General features: G+C 73.3%; 12 protein-coding genes and 1 pseudogene. 1 reads left to right on the top strand and 12 read right to left on the bottom strand.

Features of this window, described 5'->3' with window-relative positions:
- The 5 genes from AC067U_RS18585 to AC067U_RS18565 all read right to left on the bottom strand — a co-directional run bounded on the left by AC067U_RS18585 (position 1) and on the right by AC067U_RS18565 (position 8,198).
- Positions 1–3,471: an aminotransferase class I/II-fold pyridoxal phosphate-dependent enzyme gene (locus tag AC067U_RS18585; RefSeq protein WP_478830798.1), complete on the bottom strand. Its 3,471-nt coding sequence runs from the start codon at positions 3,469–3,471 to the stop codon at positions 1–3.
- A complete protein-coding gene (locus AC067U_RS18580) occupies positions 3,432–4,382 on the bottom strand; it encodes an NAD-dependent epimerase/dehydratase family protein (protein ID WP_478830797.1) in 951 nt (316 codons plus the stop codon). Before AC067U_RS18580 ends, AC067U_RS18585 begins: the two co-directional genes overlap by 40 nt.
- Positions 4,383–4,494: 112 nt before the next feature.
- On the bottom strand, positions 4,495–4,902 hold the full coding sequence (locus AC067U_RS18575; RefSeq protein WP_478830796.1) for a VOC family protein: 408 nt from the start codon (positions 4,900–4,902) through the stop codon (positions 4,495–4,497).
- Between the two features lie 65 nt (positions 4,903–4,967).
- Positions 4,968–6,977 carry a DNA helicase RecQ gene (recQ, locus tag AC067U_RS18570; RefSeq protein ID WP_478830795.1) on the bottom strand — a complete coding sequence of 670 codons (2,010 nt, stop codon included), beginning with the start codon at positions 6,975–6,977 and terminating at the stop codon, positions 4,968–4,970.
- Positions 6,978–7,049: 72 nt separating this feature from the next.
- The gene (locus tag AC067U_RS18565) at positions 7,050–8,198 is read right to left on the bottom strand and encodes a baeRF2 domain-containing protein (protein WP_478830794.1); all 1,149 of its coding nucleotides are present in this window, start codon (positions 8,196–8,198) and stop codon (positions 7,050–7,052) included.
- A gap of 315 nt (positions 8,199–8,513) precedes the next feature.
- Between AC067U_RS18565 and AC067U_RS18560 the strand changes: the two genes are divergently transcribed.
- On the top strand, positions 8,514–8,960 hold the full coding sequence (locus AC067U_RS18560) for a hypothetical protein (RefSeq protein WP_478830793.1): 447 nt from the start codon (positions 8,514–8,516) through the stop codon (positions 8,958–8,960).
- 17 nt (positions 8,961–8,977) lie between these two features.
- Here AC067U_RS18560 and AC067U_RS18555 read toward each other — a convergent pair.
- The 7 genes and pseudogenes from AC067U_RS18555 to AC067U_RS18525 all read right to left on the bottom strand — a co-directional run bounded on the left by AC067U_RS18555 (position 8,978) and on the right by AC067U_RS18525 (position 17,280).
- Positions 8,978–10,314: pseudogene (locus AC067U_RS18555) on the bottom strand (aldehyde dehydrogenase family protein).
- 82 nt (positions 10,315–10,396) lie between these two features.
- Complete coding sequence (locus AC067U_RS18550; RefSeq protein WP_478830792.1) at positions 10,397–11,719, bottom strand: flavin monoamine oxidase family protein; 1,323 nt, start codon at positions 11,717–11,719, stop codon at positions 10,397–10,399.
- 25 nt (positions 11,720–11,744) lie between these two features.
- Positions 11,745–12,836: an ABC transporter ATP-binding protein gene (locus AC067U_RS18545; RefSeq protein WP_478830791.1), complete on the bottom strand. Its 1,092-nt coding sequence runs from the start codon at positions 12,834–12,836 to the stop codon at positions 11,745–11,747.
- Between the two features lie 4 nt (positions 12,837–12,840).
- Positions 12,841–13,731 carry an ABC transporter permease gene (locus AC067U_RS18540; protein ID WP_478830790.1) on the bottom strand — a complete coding sequence of 297 codons (891 nt, stop codon included), beginning with the start codon at positions 13,729–13,731 and terminating at the stop codon, positions 12,841–12,843.
- Positions 13,728–14,786: an ABC transporter permease gene (locus AC067U_RS18535; RefSeq protein ID WP_478830789.1), complete on the bottom strand. Its 1,059-nt coding sequence runs from the start codon at positions 14,784–14,786 to the stop codon at positions 13,728–13,730. The genes AC067U_RS18540 and AC067U_RS18535 overlap by 4 nt, the downstream gene beginning before the upstream one ends.
- Position 14,787: 1 nt before the next feature.
- Positions 14,788–15,918 carry a polyamine ABC transporter substrate-binding protein gene (locus AC067U_RS18530; RefSeq protein WP_478830788.1) on the bottom strand — a complete coding sequence of 377 codons (1,131 nt, stop codon included), beginning with the start codon at positions 15,916–15,918 and terminating at the stop codon, positions 14,788–14,790.
- A gap of 147 nt (positions 15,919–16,065) precedes the next feature.
- Positions 16,066–17,280: an aromatic ring-hydroxylating oxygenase subunit alpha gene (locus tag AC067U_RS18525; protein ID WP_478830787.1), complete on the bottom strand. Its 1,215-nt coding sequence runs from the start codon at positions 17,278–17,280 to the stop codon at positions 16,066–16,068.
- Positions 17,281–17,863: the final 583 nt, after the last annotated feature.

The raw sequence follows: 17,863 nt of genomic DNA, 5'->3' as shown, positions 1-17,863 counted from the left end.
TTAGAACACCCCCCGGACCCGGGTGGACGCCACCACCTCCGCCAGGACCGCGACGGCACGCCGGATGTCCTCCTCGTGGTGCTCGCCGGTGAGGAAGAACCGAAGCCTCGACAGTCCCTCCTCGACGGCCGGATGGAAGATCGGGTCGGCGATCACCCCGCGGCGGAACAGCCCGTCGGCGACCCGCAGGGTCCTCTCCGAGTCGCCGAGGATGCACGGCACGATCGGGGTGTCGGCGCTGGAGCCCGTCGCCAGACCGGCCGAGGCGACCAGACCGCGGAAGAGATCGGCGTTCCGCCGCAGGGCCCGGACCCGCTGCGGTTCCGCGGTGATCAGCTCGGTGGCGGCCAGGGCCGCGGCCGCGTTGGCCGGGGTCAGGCCGACGCTGTAGACGAAGCCCGGCAGCGTGTGGCGCAGCCAGCGCACCATCCGCTCCGAGCCGCCGAGATAACCGCCGCAGCTGGCGAAGGCCTTGGACAACGTGCCCATCCACAGGTCCACGCCGGACCGGTCCACTCCGAAGAACTCGCCGACCCCGCGGCCGCGTTCACCCACGGTGCCGATGCTGTGCGCCTCGTCGACCATCAGCAGGGCGCCGTAACGCTTCTTCAGCTCGATCACGGCCGGCAGGTCGACGAGGTCGCCGTCCATGCTGTACGCGCCCTCGACGGCGATCAGGACCCGGCGGAAGCGGGACCGGTTGAGCCGCAGCAGGTGTTCCAGCTGATCGGTGTCGTTGTGGGCGAAGGGGCGCCGGGCCGCCCCCGACAGGGCGCAGCCCTGCAGGATGCTGTCGTGGGCGAGGGCGTCGTGCAGCACCAGGTCGCCCGCGCCGACCAGGTGCCCGATCGCGGTGACGTTGGTGGCGTGGCCGCTCACCAGCGTCAGACAGTCCCCGACGCCGAGGAAGGCGGCCAGTGCCCGCTCCAGGCGGACCGTAACCTCCCGTTCGCCGGAGAGCACACGGCTGGCGGAGACGGAGGTCCCGTAGCGGTCCACCGCCTCCTTCACGGCCTCGTTGACCGCCGGATGGCCGGAGATCCCGAGGTAGTTGTAGCTGCCGAAGGACAGGTACGGGCGGCCGCCGATGACCGTGGTGTCACCGATGGTGCCCTCGTGGACCCGGAAGTAGGGGTAGTCCGCGCCGCTGCCGGTGACCGCGGCCAGCTGCCGCTCGAAGCGGGCCACCTCCGGGAAGTCGTCGACGCACGCGGTCCCCGCCTCCCACTCCGGCCGGGCTTCCCGCGGCGGCGGTACGACGACGGCCGGAGCCCGGTCCTGGGCCGGTTCCGGAGCCCGCTGCTGCGGAACCGGTTCCGTGCGGTGGGGGTCGACGAGGGCGATCAGGCGGCCGAGGGTGAGCTCCGGCGAGTGCATCTCCTCGGTGCGGAAGCCGGGTATCCGCTCGCCGAGCCGGACCTCAAGCTCGTGCCGCATCAGGGAGTCGAAGCCGAGGTCGGTGACCAGCCGCATGTGCTCGTGCAGGTCGGAGACCGGATAGACCCCGGTCCGCGCCACCTCTTCGCGTACGATCCGCGCGGCGTCGGCCGCCGGTACGGGGACCGGCCCGGGCACGCCCGCCTCCGGCGTCGGCTGCGCCGGTACGGCCGGGGCGGCGGCCCGCTCGGGTACCGGCCCGCGTGCGGGCTCGGATGCCGGCTCGCGCGCCGACTCGTCCACGACCCAGTGCCGGCGCGGGGCGAGCGGGCTCGGCGGCAGGGTGCACGGGGGTGTGCGCTCCGCCGCCGGGACGGCGACGGCCTCCTCCGGTTCCCCGGCCGTGCCCCGGCTGCCCGACTCCAGCGCCTCGGCCGCGGCGGCCAGCGCGGCTGCCGCGTCGGCGGTGTCCCCCGCCCGTACGGCGAGACGTTCGCCGAGGGGCGTCCGGCGGGCCAGGGTGTCGGCCACGGCGGACAGCGACGGCCGGTCCTCGGTGAGGGTGCGCGCGAGGTCCGCGGCGTAGCGGGCCAGTCCGGCCCGGTCGCGGGCGCTCAGCACCAGCAGGTGCGGTCCCCCGGCGGGTTCCGGGCGGGCCCGCGACGGTGCGGGGCACTCCTCCACCACCATGTGGACCCCGGTGCCGCCGAAGCCGAAGGCGCTCACTCCCGCCCGGCGCGGCAGGCCGCCGCCCGGCCAGGGGACCGGCTCGGTCGGGACGGTCAGGTGCGCGGCGTCGAGTGCGGCACGGTCGCCGAGCTCGAACGCGGGCTGCGGCGGGACCACTCCCCGCTGCACGGCCAGGACCGACTTGATGAGCCCGGCGACGCCGGCGGAGTTGAGGGAATGCCCCACCACCGCCTTCACCGCGCCGATGAAGGCGGGGGCGGCCCGTTCGCCGCGGAGTTCGCGCAGGACCGCGAGCTCCACGGGGTCTCCGACCGTGGTGCCGGTGCCGTGCGCCTCCAGATAGCCCACCGCGTCCGGCGCCAGGCCCGCGTCGCGGTAGGCCCGGCGCAGGGCGCGGAGCTGGCCGGCCGCCTGGGGGTGCAGACCGCCGTGCACGGTCCCGTCGTTGGCCGTTCCCACACCCCTGATCACCGCGTAGACCCGGTCCCCGGCGGCCAGCGCGTCGGCCAGCGGCCGCAGTACGAGTACCCCGGCGCCTTCGCCGAGCACGAAGCCGTCGGCCTCCGCGCCGAACGGCAGGCACCTGCCGCTGCGCGAGACGGCGCCGATCCGGCACAGCCCGATCAGCAGGTCGGGGGTCAGGACCAGCTGGGCGCCGCCCGCGAGGGCGATGCGGGTGCGTCCGGCGCGCAGGGCGTACACGGCGTTGGCCACGGCCATGAGTCCACCGGAGCACGCCGAGTCCAGCGCGTAGCTCTCGCCGTGCAGGTCGAAGACCGAACTGATGGTGTTCGGGCCCATGTTGAGCAGGAGCCCGGCGACGGAGGTGCCGTGCAGTCCGTCGACCCCGCGGACGGTCTCCTGCCAGGGCAGGCCGGCCGCCGGCGCGCCGAACTCGCCTCCGGCCAGCTGGCGCATGCGGATCCGCATGGTGCTGAGCTCGCGGTAGCCGCTCTCGGTGAGCGCGGTGATCACCGAGGTCTCCTCGCGGTCGAAGCCGTCGGCCTCCCACCCCGCGTCCTGGATCGCCTCGCGGGCGAGGTCGACCAGCAGCCGGTGCTGCGGGTCCATCGCCCTGGCCCGGCGCGGCGGGATGCCGTAGTGCGCCGCGTCGAAGTGGCCGACGTCCGGGAGCAGCGCCATGGTGTCCGTGTACGTGGACGCCGCGTCCCGGAAGTCCTCGCTGAGGAAGGCGGCGCCGCGCCAGCGCTCGTCCGGAACGGTGGAGAACTGGGCCCGTGGGGCCGTCAGCAGCCGCCAGTACTCGTTCACGTTCCGGGCCCCGGGGAAGCGGCACGCCATGCCCACCACCGCGATGTCCTCGCGCCGTGTTCCCCGCGGGTCCTCTGTGGAGTTCGTCGAGGTCACCGGGGTGACCCTGGGGTCGCCAGGCGTGCGCGCCACCAGTCCACGGTCGCCTTGAGCTGTTCGTCGAGGGGGGTGGCCCGGACGGCGAACTCCTTCTCGTAGGCGCTCGTGTCGACGACGAACGGGCGGTCGAACTGGTAGCGGATCTCCTTCAGTTCGCGGATCAGCGGGGAGAAGAGGGAGGCCACGGCCAGGACGGCCGAGGGGAGCCGGCGGACCGGTACCGGTGCCGTGCCCGCCTGGGCGGCGAGCCGGGCGGTCATCTCCCGGACGGACAGCGGGGGCTCGGTGGGGACGTGCCAGGCCCGGCCCCAGGCGCGTTCCTCGCCGGCGACCTCGACCATGGCCCGGGCCACGTCGGGGAGGTAGGTCCAGCTGTGCGGGGCGTCCGGGTCGCCGAGCGTGGAGACCGGCTTGCCGCGCAGGAGCGGGGGCAGGACCCGGGCGGCGAGGTGGCCGCCGTCGGTCACTCCGGGCCCGAAGAAGTCCGAGGACCGTACCTCGACCGCCTTGATGCGGCCCTGCTCGTGCAGGGTCCGGGCCTGCTCCCAGACCGCGGCGCGCACCCTCCCCTTGGGGCCGGTCGCCGCGAGCGGCAGGTCCTCGGTCATGGGGCGGTCCACCGGGCCGTAGCCGTAGAGGTTGCCCAGCAGCACCAGCACGGCCCCGGTCTCCTCGGCCGCGGCGCAGAGGGACTCGGCCAGCGGGGGCCAGCCGGTCGCCCAGTGCTGGTACGGCGGCGCGGCGCAACTGTGGAGGGCGGTGGCGCCCCGCACGGCTTCGGTCAGCCGAGCACTGTCCGTCGCGTTCAGCGCGAGGTGCTCGATGCCGGGTTCCGGGTCACGGCCCGACGCGGTGATGACCCTTACGGAGTGGCCCTGTTGGGCGAGCAGGCGGGCCGTCGCAGCCCCGGCGGGTCCATAGCCAATGACGACATGAAGGTTCACGTGCGCACACTAGCGCGAACGCCAGTGTTGGTTCGGACCAGTACCGGCCACCCGTGCCCCGCGCCGACGACATTGACCGAAGTCTTGCGCTCCGCTCGGAACGAACCGTTCCTCAGGGCAGGTTCAGCTGCCAGGAGACCCCGAAGCGGTCGTTGACCCAGCCGAATCTGCGGCTGAAGCCGTAGGAGCCCAGCGGCATCAGTGCCGCGCCCTGGTCGGAGAGGGCCGCGTAGAGGCGGTCGAGTTCGGCCTCGTCCGCGCAGTCGACGAACAGCGAGACGGCCGGGGTGAAGCCGAACTCGTGCTTGGCCGGGCTGTCGATGCACATGAACCGCTGGCCGGCGAGCTGGAAGACGGCGACCTGCACGGTGCCCTCGGGGCCGGCCTCGCCGGCTCCGTAGCGGGTCATGGTGATGATCCGGCCGTCGTCGAACAGCGAGGTGTAGAAGGCCATGGCCTCCTCGGCCCGGCCCTCGAACATGAGGAAGGTGGTGATCTTCTGGGGTGCCGCAACAGCCATACCGGTCGCTCCTGGAAGGTCGTGACGGGGCCCTGTGCCGGGCCCCATCATGACCTATCCGGTGACTATTCCCAGTCGTCCCACGGCGGCTCGGTGTCGTCGAAGTCGAACGGCGGCTCGTCCTCGGACCGCGTCTCCTGCCGGGGGGCCGGCACGGACGCCCCGGCGGGGGCGGCGGCGGGCGCGGCGGCGGGGGCGGCGGCGGGCGCGGACACGGCCGATGCGCCGCTTTCCGCCAGGGCCTCCAGGACGCCTTCGGCGTACTTGGCGAGCTTGGCCTCGCCGACGCCGCCGACCGTGCCCAGCTCGGCGACGGTGGCGGGGAGGCGCGTGGCGATCTCCCGCAGCGTGGCGTCGTGGAAGACGACGTACGCCGGCACGCCCTGCTCCTTCGCCGTCGCGGCCCGCCAGGCCCGCAGGGCCTCGAAGACCGGCACGGCCGCGGCCGGCAGGTCGACCGGGACGCGGGCGCCCTTCCCCGAGCGGGACCCGGAATCCTTGCGGGACGGCGCGGGGGCCGCCTTCTCCTTGCGCATCTGGACGGTGCGGCGGCCGCCGAGGACCTCGCCGCTCTCCTCGGTGAGCACCAGCGTGCCGTACTCGCCCTCGACGGCCAGCAGCCGCAGCGCCAGCAGCTGGCGGATCACGCCGCGCCATTCGGCGGTGCCCAGGTCCGCCCCGACGCCGAACACCGAGAGGGCGTCGTGGTCGAACTGGATGACCTTGGCCGTCTTCTTGCCCTGGAGGATGTCGATGATCTGGCCGGCGCCGAACTTCTGGCGGCGTTCCCGGGCCAGCCGCCACACCGTGGACAGCAGCTTCTGTGCCGCGACCGTCCCGTCCCAGGACTCCACCGGGGTCAGGCAGGTGTCGCAGTTGCCGCAGGGCTCGCCCGCCTGCCCGAAGTAGGCCAGCAGCCGCACCCGGCGGCAGTCCACCGTCTCGCACAGGGCGAGCATCGCGTCCAGGTGCATGGCCAGGGACCGGCGGTGCGCTTCGTCGCCCTCGGAACCCTCGATGAGCTTGCGCTGCTGGACCACGTCCTGCAGGCCGTACGCCAGCCAGGCCGTGGCCGGCTCGCCGTCCCGGCCGGCGCGGCCGGTCTCCTGGTAGTACCCCTCGACCGACTTGGGCAGGTCCAGGTGGGCCACGAAGCGCACGTCCGGCTTGTCGATGCCCATGCCGAAGGCGATCGTGGCGACCACCACGACCCCGTCCTCGCGCAGGAAGCGGCCCTGGTTCGCGGCGCGCGCCCGGGCGTCCATGCCGGCGTGGTACGGCACGGCGTCGATGCCCTGCTCCACCAGGAAGGCCGCGGTCTTCTCCACCGAGGAGCGGGAGAGGCAGTAGACGACTCCGGCGTCCCCGTCGTGCTCGGTGCGGATCAGCTCCAGCAGCTGCTTGAGCGGGTTGTTCTTGGATGCGATCCGGTACTGGATGTTCGGCCGGTCGAAGCTGGCGACGAAGTGCCGGGCCTCCTCCAGGCCGAGCCGCTTCGCGATCTCGGCGTGGGTGGCCTCGGTGGCCGTCGCGGTCAGGGCGATCCGCGGCACCTTGGGCCAGCGCTCGTGCAGCATCGACAGCGCGAGGTAGTCGGGCCGGAAGTCGTGGCCCCACTGGGCGACACAGTGCGCCTCGTCGATCGCGAAGAGCGACACCTTGCCCCGGTCGAGCAGCCGCTGGGTGCCCTCGGTCCGCAGCCGCTCCGGGGCCAGGTAGAGCAGGTCCAGCTCGTCCGCGAGGAAGGCCTGCTCGACGGCCTGCCGCTCGTACGTGTCCTGGGTGGAATTGAGGAAACCGGCCCGCACCCCGAGCGCGGTGAGCGCGTCCACCTGGTCCTGCATGAGCGCGATCAGCGGCGAGACCACGACCCCGGTGCCGTCTCTGACGAGCGCCGGGATCTGGTAGCAGAGCGACTTGCCGCCGCCGGTCGGCATCAGCACCAGGGCGTCGCCGCCGCCGACGACCTGGTCGATGATCTCCTGCTGCTCGCCGCGGAAGGAGCTGTATCCGAAGACTCGGTGCAGCGCCTGCAGAGCGTCGGAGATCTCGGGGGAAGCGTCCGGAAGGGCCATTCCAGAAGCCTAACGGCAGCAGCCGACACCCCGTGCCCGCCCGCCGGAACCTGTGGACGGCGATGGCCGTGGTCAGGAGCTCCAGCGCAGCACCGCGCCCAGGCCGCCCGCCGGGCCGCCCATCCCCGCGGGGACCAGGAGCACCTCGCAGTCGGCCGCGGCGGCCGCCCGCAGCACGGCGTCGTCCGCCCGTGCCTGCTCCGGCCTGGGCACTCCCATCGCCCGCGCCTCGCCGCGCTGGACCGCGATGTCGTCGGCGCCCGGCCCGATCCAGACCTGGCGGCCCGCGTCGGAGGCATCGGGGGTCAGCAGCAGGGTGGCCACCTGGTGCTTGCGCGCGGCGTCGACCACGGCCGGGATCCCTTCGGCCGCCTCGCCCGGTCCGGTGTCGACGGAGGCCTCCCGGTGCTCCCCCGGCTTGCCCCGGCCGACCCGGAAGCGTTCGAGGGTGCGGCGGAGGCGGTCCCGCGCGTACCGTTCGCACACCTGCGCGATCTCCTGGTCGAGTCCTGCGGTCGAGGCGCCCGGGGAGCGGCTGCCGTTCTCCGCCTCCACGGTCACGGCCCGCATGTGCTCGGGCAGCCGGCCGTACACGGCCCGCCGCTCGCGGGCGTCGCCGGTGAGCACCAGCAGCTCGGCGCCGGTCTGCGGCCACTGCCGGACCAGCTCCTCCGCGATCCTGTCGGCGGTCTCGTTCAAGGCGTTCTCCACCTTGTTCCGGTAGTGCCACTCGTTGCGGTCGTCGGGGACGCCGCGGTGGCCGCGGGCCTGCCACTCCGGGCCCTGTGCCTGGCCGAGCGCCTCCCGCCGGTACCCGTCGCGGAGCTCCAGGTCCGCGCCCGTGCGGTCGATGTACGCCACCAGGCACGCCGGGGCGTCACCGCGCAGGCCGGCCAGCGGCGCCACATGGGGCAGCGGGGACCAGGTGGCCTCGCCCGCCGGCGGCGGTACGGACAGCGGCACGTCGAGGACGACCTCGGCACCCGCCGCGAACAGGGCCCGTCCGGGCGGCGCCCCGGAGACGGGCTCGCCCGCCAGGTGCTCCATCACGGCCCGGATGGTGTAGGCGTCGGCGCCCGCGTCGACCAGTTGGCCGGCGATGGCCCGCTCGCGCAGTTCCTGGATCTTCGCCGCGTCCTCGGTGGCGCGGGTGGTCTCGACGTAGACCGAGGCCCAGGGCCCCGGCCTGCTGAAGAGCGGCTTGAGAAAACCGAGTTCCATGACGTCTCCCCGACGTGTCAGGGCCGGCGGGTGTCAACCCGAGGCGGTCCGTGGGGACGTACGGCCGCGGCTCGTGCGGCACGCCCGGTGCGGGCGGAGCGCCCTACGAGGCGGATCGGGTCGCTGCACGACCACGTGTCCCCTTCATGGTCCGACCGCGCCGGGGTGCGTCGCAAGGCGGGGCCCGGGGCCCTTCCGGGGACCCGGTGCGGCAGACGGGCGACCGCGGGCGGCGGGCCGGGCGAAATCCCCGGTCCCGCGGGGGGCGGGCACGACCCTGGGAACGGTCCTGTCCCGAGTCCCCCAGGAGTCCCCGTGTCCCCCTCTTCATCCAGCGCGAAGGCCGGTGCGGTCGCAGCCGCGGCACTGAGCCTGAGCACCGTACTGCTCGGCGGCCCGGCGCACGCCGACATCCCGGGCGCCAACGGCGTCTTCACCGGCTGCTACACCCGCGCCACCGGTAACCTCCGGGTGATCGATGCCGAGGCGGGCCAGGTGTGCCGTGCCTCTGAGAACACCATCACCTGGAACCAGACCGGCTCCCCGGGGCCTACGGGAGCCACCGGCCCGACCGGCGCCACCGGACCCACGGGAAACATCGGCCCCACGGGAGTCACGGGAGACTTCGGCCCCACAGGAGCCACAGGAGACACCGGCCCCACAGGAGCCACCGGAGCCACCGGAGACACCGGCCCCATCGGAGCCACCGGCGCGACAGGCCCCACCGGACCCACGGGCCCCACGGGCCCCGGCGGCGGCTGACCGCCGCACGCCGCGGGTCACAGCATGACGTGCTTGACCTGGGTGTAGTCCAGCAGGCCGGACAGGGAGAGGTCGCTGCCGTAGCCGGAGTGCTTGACCCCGCCGTGGGGCATCTCCGAGACGGTGGTGCCATGGGTGTTCACCCAGACGATGCCGGTGTGCAGGGCCCGGGTGGCGCGCATCGCCCGGTCGTGGTCGGCGGTCCACACGCTCGCGGCCAAGCCGTAACGGACGTCGTCGGCGAGATGGAGCGCCTCCGCCTCGTCGGCGAACGGCTGGACGGTCACCACCGGCCCGAAGATCTCCTCCTGCACGATCTCGTCGTCCTGGCGGACGCCGGCCACCACGGTGGGTTCGTGGAACCAGCCTGGTCCGGGGACGGCGGCGCCGCCGGTGACGATCCCGGCGTGCCCGGGCAGCCGGTCCAGCAGGGAGCGGACCGAGGCGAGCTGGCCGGCGCTGTTCAGCGGGCCGAGGTCGGCGTCCGGGCGCAGCTTCCGCGCCGAGGCGGCGAAGGCCGCGAGGAAGGCGTCGTGCACGCGGTGGTGGACCAGGAGCCTGGTGGGGGCGGTGCAGTCCTGGCCGGCGTTGTAGTAGGCCACCTCGGCGAGGGCCGCGGCGGTGGCCTCGACGTCCACGTCCTCGTGGACGATGACGGGGGCGTTGCCGCCCAGTTCCAGGTGGACCCGTTTGAGGCCGTCCGCCGCGGCGGCCGCGATCTCCCGGCCCGCCCGGACGCTGCCGGTGACCGCGATCAGGGCGACGCGGGGGTCGGCGGTCAGGGCCCGGCCGGTGTCTCGGTCGCCGCAGACCACGTTGAGCACCCCGGGCGGCAGGTGTGCGGCGGCGATCCCGGCCAGCAGCACGGCCGAGGAGGGGGTGGTGTCGGCGGGTTTGAGCACGGTGGTGTTGCCGGCGGCGAGCGCCGGGGCGATCTTCCAGGCCGCCATCATCAGCGGGTAGTTCCAGGGGGTGATCTGGGCGCAGACCCCGACGGGTTCGCGGCGCAGCAGGGAGGTACGGCCCTCGGTGTACTCGGCCGCGGCGGCACCGGGGAGGTTCCGGGCGGCGCCGGCGAAGTAGCGCAGGGTGTCGGTGACGCGGGCAGTTCGTCGTTCCGGAACCGCTCGGCCGGCTTGCCGGTGTCCGCGGTCTCCGCGGCGACCAGGGCGTCCGCGTGTTCCTCCACGGCGTCGGCGATGGCGAGCAGGGCGCGCTGCCGGCCGGCCGGGGTGGTCCTGGACCAGGTCCCGTACGCCGCTGCCGCCGCGGCGCAGGCGGCGTCGGTGTCGGCGCGGCCGGAGCGCGGTGCACGGCCGTGGACGGTTCCGGTGGTGGGGTCCACCAGGTCCATGGTCGCGCCGGACGCGGCGGGACGGTCCGCTCCGCCTATGTGGTTCAGGAGCACGGCGGGGCCGGGGTGGTCGTGGGGGGTGTCAGCCACGGCGGAGCGCCTCCTTCGCGGCGGCGCGGCCGGTGCGCACCGCGCCTTCCATGTATCCGGCCACCCACTGGTCGGATCCGCAGACGTAGAAGGGCGGTTCGTGGGTGCCGTGGAGCGGGCCGACGGCCATGACGTCGCCGGGGGTCCACTGGGTGACGTAGCCCTGGGTCCAGGGGTCGGTGCCCCACAGGCGGGTGTGGGTGGCGAGCGGCCGGAGTGCCTCCTCGCCGTAGAGACGGGCCGTTTCGGCGAGCAGTTCCGGGGCGCGCAGCGGTTCGGGGATGCCGAGCAGGACGCCGTAGCGTTCGGGCGGCACGAGGGCCGAGAGGATCCCCTCGCTCTGCGGCCAGGTGCTGCCGAGGATCCCTTCGTTCTCGGAGAGTCCGCTGCGGCCGCGGGACCGCCAGAAGGGTTCCCGGTACGCGGCGGTGAACTTGGCGGCGACGGCCTGGCGCTGGCGGTGCAGTGAGGCGAGGCGTTCCCCGGAGACGCCGGTGACGGCGATCCTGCGGAGCGGGCCGACGGGGAGGGCGCTGACGACGGCTCCGGCGGTGAGGATCTCGCCGCCGGCGAGGCGTACGGAGCAGGGGCCGCCGGAGCGTACGGTGAGGGCCTCGACGGGGGCTCCGGTGCGGATCCGCCCGCCGAGCCCGTCGGCCATGCGCAGGGCGACCGTCGCGGACCCCTCGGCCACGCGCAGGCCCTCCCAGGCCTCGTACTCGTAGTGGCCGTCGCCGGTGCCCGGTACGGCGGCGTGCTTGCGCAGGGCGGCGAGCAGCGAGGTCCGCTCGTACGAGCCGTCGGCGAGGGCCAGTTGGCCGATCTCCCAGAGGCGTACGACGGCGGGGGTCGCGCCGTGCGCACGCAGCCAGGCGGCGACGGAGAGACGGTCGAGGGCGGCGGCGTCGGGGTGGGACCAGGGGTCTTCGGGGTCGACGGTCCGGGCGAGGGCGGTGAAGGCGGCGGTGGCCTTGCGGTGGCAGGCCTCGTCGCCGGGGCCGAACCAGTGGGGCGGATCGCCGTCGGAGACCTCCTCGGGGGTGGCGCGGGTGAGGGCGCCGGGCTCGGCGACGTAGCTGGGGACGAGGGTGAGGCCGAGTTCGCCGGCCAGGGCGGTGTAGGCGGTGTGGGCGCGGCCGGCGACTTCCCCGCCGAGCTGGACCAGCCGGCCGTCGGGGAGGGCGGTCTGTTCGACCCGTCCGCCGACGCGGTCGCGGGCCTCCAGGACGAGCACGTCGGCGCCGCCCGCGGCCAGGTCGCGTGCGGCGGCGAGACCGGCGAGGCCGGCGCCGAGCACGATGACGTCGTGGTTCACGGTGTTCCTCCGGTGGGCCGGTATGTCAGTCCAGGACCAGGCAGTGTTCGGGCTTCCAGGCGATCTCGACGCGTTCGCCGCCGCTCCACCGGTCCTCCATGCGGGAGCGGACGGTGTTCTGCTCCAGGACGGACACCGTGACGCCCGGGGCCAGTTCGATGAGGTAGGTGGTGGTGGGGCCGGAGTAGACGGTCTCCCGGACGGTTCCGGTGGCCTGGGCCATGCCCGGTTCGAAGTCGGAGAGCCAGATCTTCTCGGGACGGATGGAGAGGTTGACGCGGCTGCCGTCGGGGAGGCCGGCGCGGGTGCCGACGGGCAGCGCGGGGCCCTGGTCGACGAGGACCTCACCGGAGCGGTAGGTGCCGGGGACGAGGTTGGAGGTGCCCATGAAGGAGGCGGTGAAGCTGCTGGTGGGGCGTTCGTAGACGTCCTCGGGCGTGCCGCACTGCTCGATCCGGCCCTGGTTCATGACGGCGACCCGGTCGGACATCGTCAGCGCCTCGTCCTGGTCGTGGGTGACGAAGACGAAGGTGATGCCGATCTCCCGCTGGATCTGCTTGAGCTCGACCTGCATGCGGCGGCGGAGGCTGAGGTCGAGGGCGGCGAGCGGCTCGTCGAGCAGCAGCACCTGGGGCCGGTTGACCAGGGCGCGGGCCAGGGCCACGCGCTGCCGCTGGCCGCCGGAGAGGGTGGGCGGTTTGCGGTCGGCGAGGTGGCCGAGCTGGACGAGGTCGAGCATGGCGCCGACCCGCTCGCGGATCTCGGGCCGGGCGACGCCCTTGCGCTTGAGGCCGAAGGCCACGTTGTCGGCGAGGGAGAGGTGGTCGAAGAGGGCGTAGCTCTGGAAGACGGTGTTGACGTTGCGCTTGTTCGGCGGGAGCCCGGTGACGTCCTCGCCGTCGAGCAGGACGCGGCCCTCGGTGGGGTCGGTGAAGCCGCCGATCATCCGCAGCAGGGTGGTCTTGCCGCAGCCGGAGGGCCCGAGCAGGGAGAAGAACTCGCCCGGGGCGATGTCGAGTTCGAGGTCGTGGACGGCGTGGGTGCCGGTGCGGTCGTACTGCTTGCCGACCCGGTCGAGCCGGACGGCGGGGTGGGGGTGCGGGTGCCGGTCGTGCATGGGTTCACTTCCCGGAGAGGAGGTCGAGGCCGCCCCGGCGGCCGAACAGGCGCGGGATGGCGAGCGCGAGGAGGACGAGTCCGATGGATCCGGCCAGCATCAGGGTGCCGACGGCGTTGATGGTGGGCTGTACGCCGAACCGGATCGCCGAGTAGATGCGCACGGAGAGCGGTTGCGGGTCGACGCCGGTGGTGAAGTAGGCGAGGACGAAGTCGTCGAAGACCAGGGCGAAGATCAGCACCGCTGACGCGAGGATGCCCGGGAGCAGCGCGGGCAGGGTGACCAGCCGCAGTGCCTGTGCGCGGGTGGCGCCGAGGTCCATCGCGGCCTCCTCGACCTCCGGATTGAGGGCGGCGATGCGGGAGCGGAGGATCACCGTCACGTAGGAGATGGAGAAGGTGATCTCGGCGAGCATCACGGTGGTGGTGGACAGGGTGATGCCGGTGCCCTTGAAGAGGAGCATCGCGGCGACACCGGTGACGATCTCCGGGGTGATCAGCGGGACGAGCATGATCAGGCCGGCGAGGGAGCCGAGGCGGCCGCGGTTGCGGACCAGGCCGAGGGCGAGGGCGACGCCGAGGACCAGGGAGCCGGCCATGGCGACGAGGGAGACCCGCAGGCTCATGCCGAGCGAGTCGAGGAGCAGGTCGTCGTGGAGGAAGGCGGAGTACCAGCGGAGGCTGAAGTCCTCGAAGACGGTGAGGGACTTCTGCGAGTTGAAGGAGAAGAGGACGACGACGCCGACCGGGAGGTAGAGCAGGGCGAAGAAGAGGGCGGTGACGGCGATGGCGAAGCGGGGGCGGCGGGAGGCTCCGCGGCGGGGCCCGCGCAGGCCGGGGCGGGAGGAGCGGGAGGGGCGGGCTGCGCGTGGACCGCGGGGGCTCTGCGGGCTCATCGGACCGCCTCCGCCTCGTCCTTGCGGGCGCGCCGCAGGTAGCCGAGCATCCCGATGAACAGCACGGCCATCAGCAGCATGGTCAGGGCGGAGCCGAGCGGCCAGTTCTGCCCCTGGAAGAACTTGTCCTGGATCAGGTTGCCGATCATGATCTGGTCGGGGCCTCCCATGAGCTGGGCGCTGACGAAGTCGCCCATGGCGGGCAGGAAGACGAGGACGCAGCCGGCGGCGGCGCCCTGCCGGGTGGCGGGCACGGTGACGTAGAGGAAGGTCCGCAGCGGGCCGCCGTAGAGGTCGCGTCCGGCCTCGATGAGGGAGGTGTCCATGCGCTCCAGGGCCGCGTACAGCGGGATGATCATGAAGACGACGAAGCCGTAGACGAGGCCCGCGATGACGCCCGGGCCGGTCTGGAGGATCCTGGTGCCCTCGTCGGCGAGGCCGATGGCGCGCAGGCCCTTCAGCAGCGGCCCGTCGTCGGAGAGGACCACGGACCAGCCGTACATCCGCACCAGGTAGTTGGCGAAGAACGGGACGACGATCGCGGCGATCAGCAGGTTCTTGAAGCGGCCGCCGTGCAGTGCGATGGCGTACGCGACGGGGTACGCGACGGCCAGGCAGACGAGGCAGGTGATCAGCGCGTAGCCGAGGGAGCGCAACAGGACGGTGCGGTAGGCCGGGTCGGCGAGGGCGGTGAAGTTCTCGGGGTTGAACCCGAACCGGGGGTTGCCGAGGGGGTCGGTGGTGCCGAGGGCGAGGGTGGCCACCAGCAGCAGGGAGGCGACGAGGAACCCGGTCATCCAGAGGGTGCCGGGGAGCAGCAGCCAGGTCCACAGGCGGGTCTGCGACTGCGGCCGGGGGCGGCGGGTCCGGCCGGGGCCGGCCTCCGCGGCCCGGGGTGAACTGCCCCTTCGCTCCGCACCGTTGCCGTCGGGGCTGCCGGGGTCGTCGGCACTGCCGGGGCTGCCGGGGCTGCCGGGGCTGCCACAGACCTGGGGGTCTTCGGGGCCGGATCCGGCCGGGACACCGGGGCGGGAGGGACTCTCGGGTCGTGGCATGTCAGCCGGCCTTCACCTTGGTCCAGGCGGCGTCGCGGGCCTGTTCGCCCTTGGCGGTGCCGTTGCGGAAGAAGAGGTCGGCCTTGAGGTCGGCCTCGGTGACCCGGCACTGGGGGAACGGCTCGACGAGCGCGGCGTAGGTGTCCTCGGTGCCGCGGACCGGCATCGGGTAGCCGATGTACTCGATGTTCTTCTTCACGTTCTCCGGACGGAGCATGTAGTCGATGAAGAGCATCGCGGTGCCGGGATGCCGCGCGTTGGCGGGGATGGCGTAACAGTCGGAGTTGACCGGCGCGCCCTCGCGGGCGACCTCGAAGCCGAAGACCTTGGGGTCCTCCGCCTGGGCGAGCATGGCGGCCATGTCGCCGCTCCACGCCTGGGTCATGTCGGCGTTGCCGTTGAGCAGGTTGTTGTAGCTGTCGCTGGAGAAGCCGCGCAGGTGGGGGCGGAGCGAGCGCAGGGTGTCGGTGACGCGTTCCAGGCCGGCCGGGTCGCCCGTGGTGAGGTCGAGGCCCAGCTTGAGGGCGCCCAGGCCGAGCACCTCGTCGCGGTCGTCGAGGACGAAGACCTTGCCCTTGGCCTTCGCGTTCCACAGGTCGTCCCAGGAGCCGGTGAGATCGCCGAGGCGGTCCCGGCGCCAGCCGATGCCGGTCTTGTACATGGTGAACGGGACGGTGTGGGCGGACTCGGGGTCGTACCAGGGGTCGGCGAAGTAGTCGTAACCGCCGAAGACGGCCTCGGCGTTGCGCAGGCGGGAATGGTCGATCCGGCGCAGCCTGCCGCCGGCCGCGAGGCGCTGCGCCCACTTGGCGGTGGGGAAGACGATGTCGTAGCGGTTGCCGGCGTTGAGTTTGGCGGCCATGCCCTCCATGGAGTCGTAGTTGGACTGGACGACCTTGACGCCGTACTCCTTCTCGAAACCGGCGAAGACGGCCGGGTCGACGAAGTCGGCCCAGTTGAAGTAGACGAGGTCGCCGTCGACCTTGACGTCGATCGGTGCTTCGGCGGTCGCTCCGGCGGCCGGGTCGTCGGAGGACGCGAATCCGCAGCCGGCCGCGGTGAGGCCGAGGGCCGCGGCGGTGCCGGCGCGGAGGAGGGAGCGGCGGGACAGGGGAAGTGCCTCGGGGGACATGGAGGTCCTCTCCGTAGGGGCCGGCCGGGTGGGGGGACGGCGGGGCCGAGGGGGCGGGCGGCGTGGCACGGGTGCGGGGTGGGGCGGGGTGGGGCCGGTGGGGCCGCGCGGGGCTCGACGGTGGCGGGCGCGGGGCGGATGCCGCGCTCAGCGCTCCGTATGGCCGAGGGCTGCCCGGATGCGGTCGGCGAACCAGCCGACCGCCGATTCACGGCGGGACAGGGGACCTGGCTCGAACCCGGGGGTGGAGAGCCCCTTCTGCACGCGGGCGACGAGCTCGGCGTCCTCGTCGTTGGTGATCCAGCCGATGTGGATGTTCAGGCGGCGGGCCAGCCGGGTGCGCAGGCCGGTGCCCCGGCGGGTGTAGAAGGCGCCGGGCACGGCCACCTTGTCCACCGCCGTCGGGATCGCGGTCCAGGCCAGTACGTGGTCGGGGTAGAAGTCGATGAGGGTGTTCGGGTAGATCACCGCGTACCGCCAGACACGGCGGTCGGCCTCGCCCAGACCGGGCATGGGCGCGGCGATGCGCTGGTAGAGGCGCTCCGCCCAGTTCGAGGACGGCTTGTCGCGCAGCGGTGAGGCGAACAGGACGTAGGAGTCCTCGATCTCGCAGGTGTAACCCTGGTAGTCGAGCAGGCGCATCAGCCCGGGGTGGGCCACCGGGACGTGGTAGCCCTCCAGATAGTTGTCGACCGCCACCTTCCAGTTGGCTTCCTGGACTTCGGCGCGGGCCAGGTCGTGGATCCGGTCGCGGCCGACCGGCACCAGGTCGGCGTCGGCGTAGTGGCCGACGGCCTGGGCGAGCCCGGCGCAGCTCTCGGCCAGCGGTACGGCGTCGGGGTCGAGGTTGACGAAGACGAACCCGAGGAAGGACTCCACGCGGGCCGGGAAGAGCCCGAGTTTCGGTTTGTCCAGGCAGGGGATCTGGCGCGCTTCCGGGGCGCCGACCAGGGTTCCGTCGAGGCGGTAGGTCCAGCCGTGGTAGGGGCAGCGGATGGCCTTGGCGGCCGGTTCCGGGCCGCTGACCAGGCGGGTTCCGCGGTGGCGGCAGACGTTGAGGTGGGCGGCGAGTCCGCCGTCCTCGGTGCGGACGACGAGGACCTCGCGGCCGGCCACGGTGGCGGCGAGCCGGGCCCCCGGGTCGGGCAGGTCGGACTCGTGGCAGACGACCTGCCACGACTTGGCGAAGACCGCTTCCGTCTCCGCTGCGGCGGTGTCCGGATCGGTGTAGTAGCGGGCCGCCAGTGCGGGCGGGGGCGCGGGGGCGTCCCGGAGGGGGTGGCCGGGCGGCCGGTCGACGGGCTGGTCGACGGACCGGTCGACCGGCTGGTTCAGGGGTGTGGCAGGTGCTCTGGAGTGCATCGTTGACTCCTCCGTGCCGCGCGTGCGGCGATCGGTGTCGGCGTTCGATGTCGAGTCGTCCCGGCGGCGGACAGGCAGGGGTCCGGCGGACAACCGGAACTACGCTGACCGATTGGACAGTCAGATTGCTGGCTGAATTCCGCCGGGTCAAGACTTGTACGCTGACCGATCGGTCAGCTAGCTTGATTACAGGCTGACCGATCGGTCAGCAAGCGAGTTCCTTCGTCGCTGCGCCGGCGTGTTTCCGCTGTTCTCCCTGCTCGCCGGTCCGAAGCAGCCGGCGTACGGCCACCGCCGTCCGGCCGTACGCAGCCGATCCGATCCGCGCCTCGCGGCCCGTCCCGATCCATCCGGCGCCGCGTGGCCCGCACCCGGTCGGTCCGTGCACGATCCGTCCCCGACGGGGGCACGGACACCCGTACGCCCGGACGACCCCACGGCCGAGACACCGCACCGCCCGCTCCCGTACGTACCGGTCCTTGCACGATCCGTCCGCGACGCGGCGCGGAATCGACACGACAGCACTCCCGAGGCCGCCGGAACACGGACCCGACGAACCCGGTCAGGCCCGCAACACGCTCGA

Source organism: Streptomyces sp. NPDC043853 (genome assembly GCF_056436025.1).
This window is presented reverse-complemented; position numbering and strand designations above follow the sequence as displayed.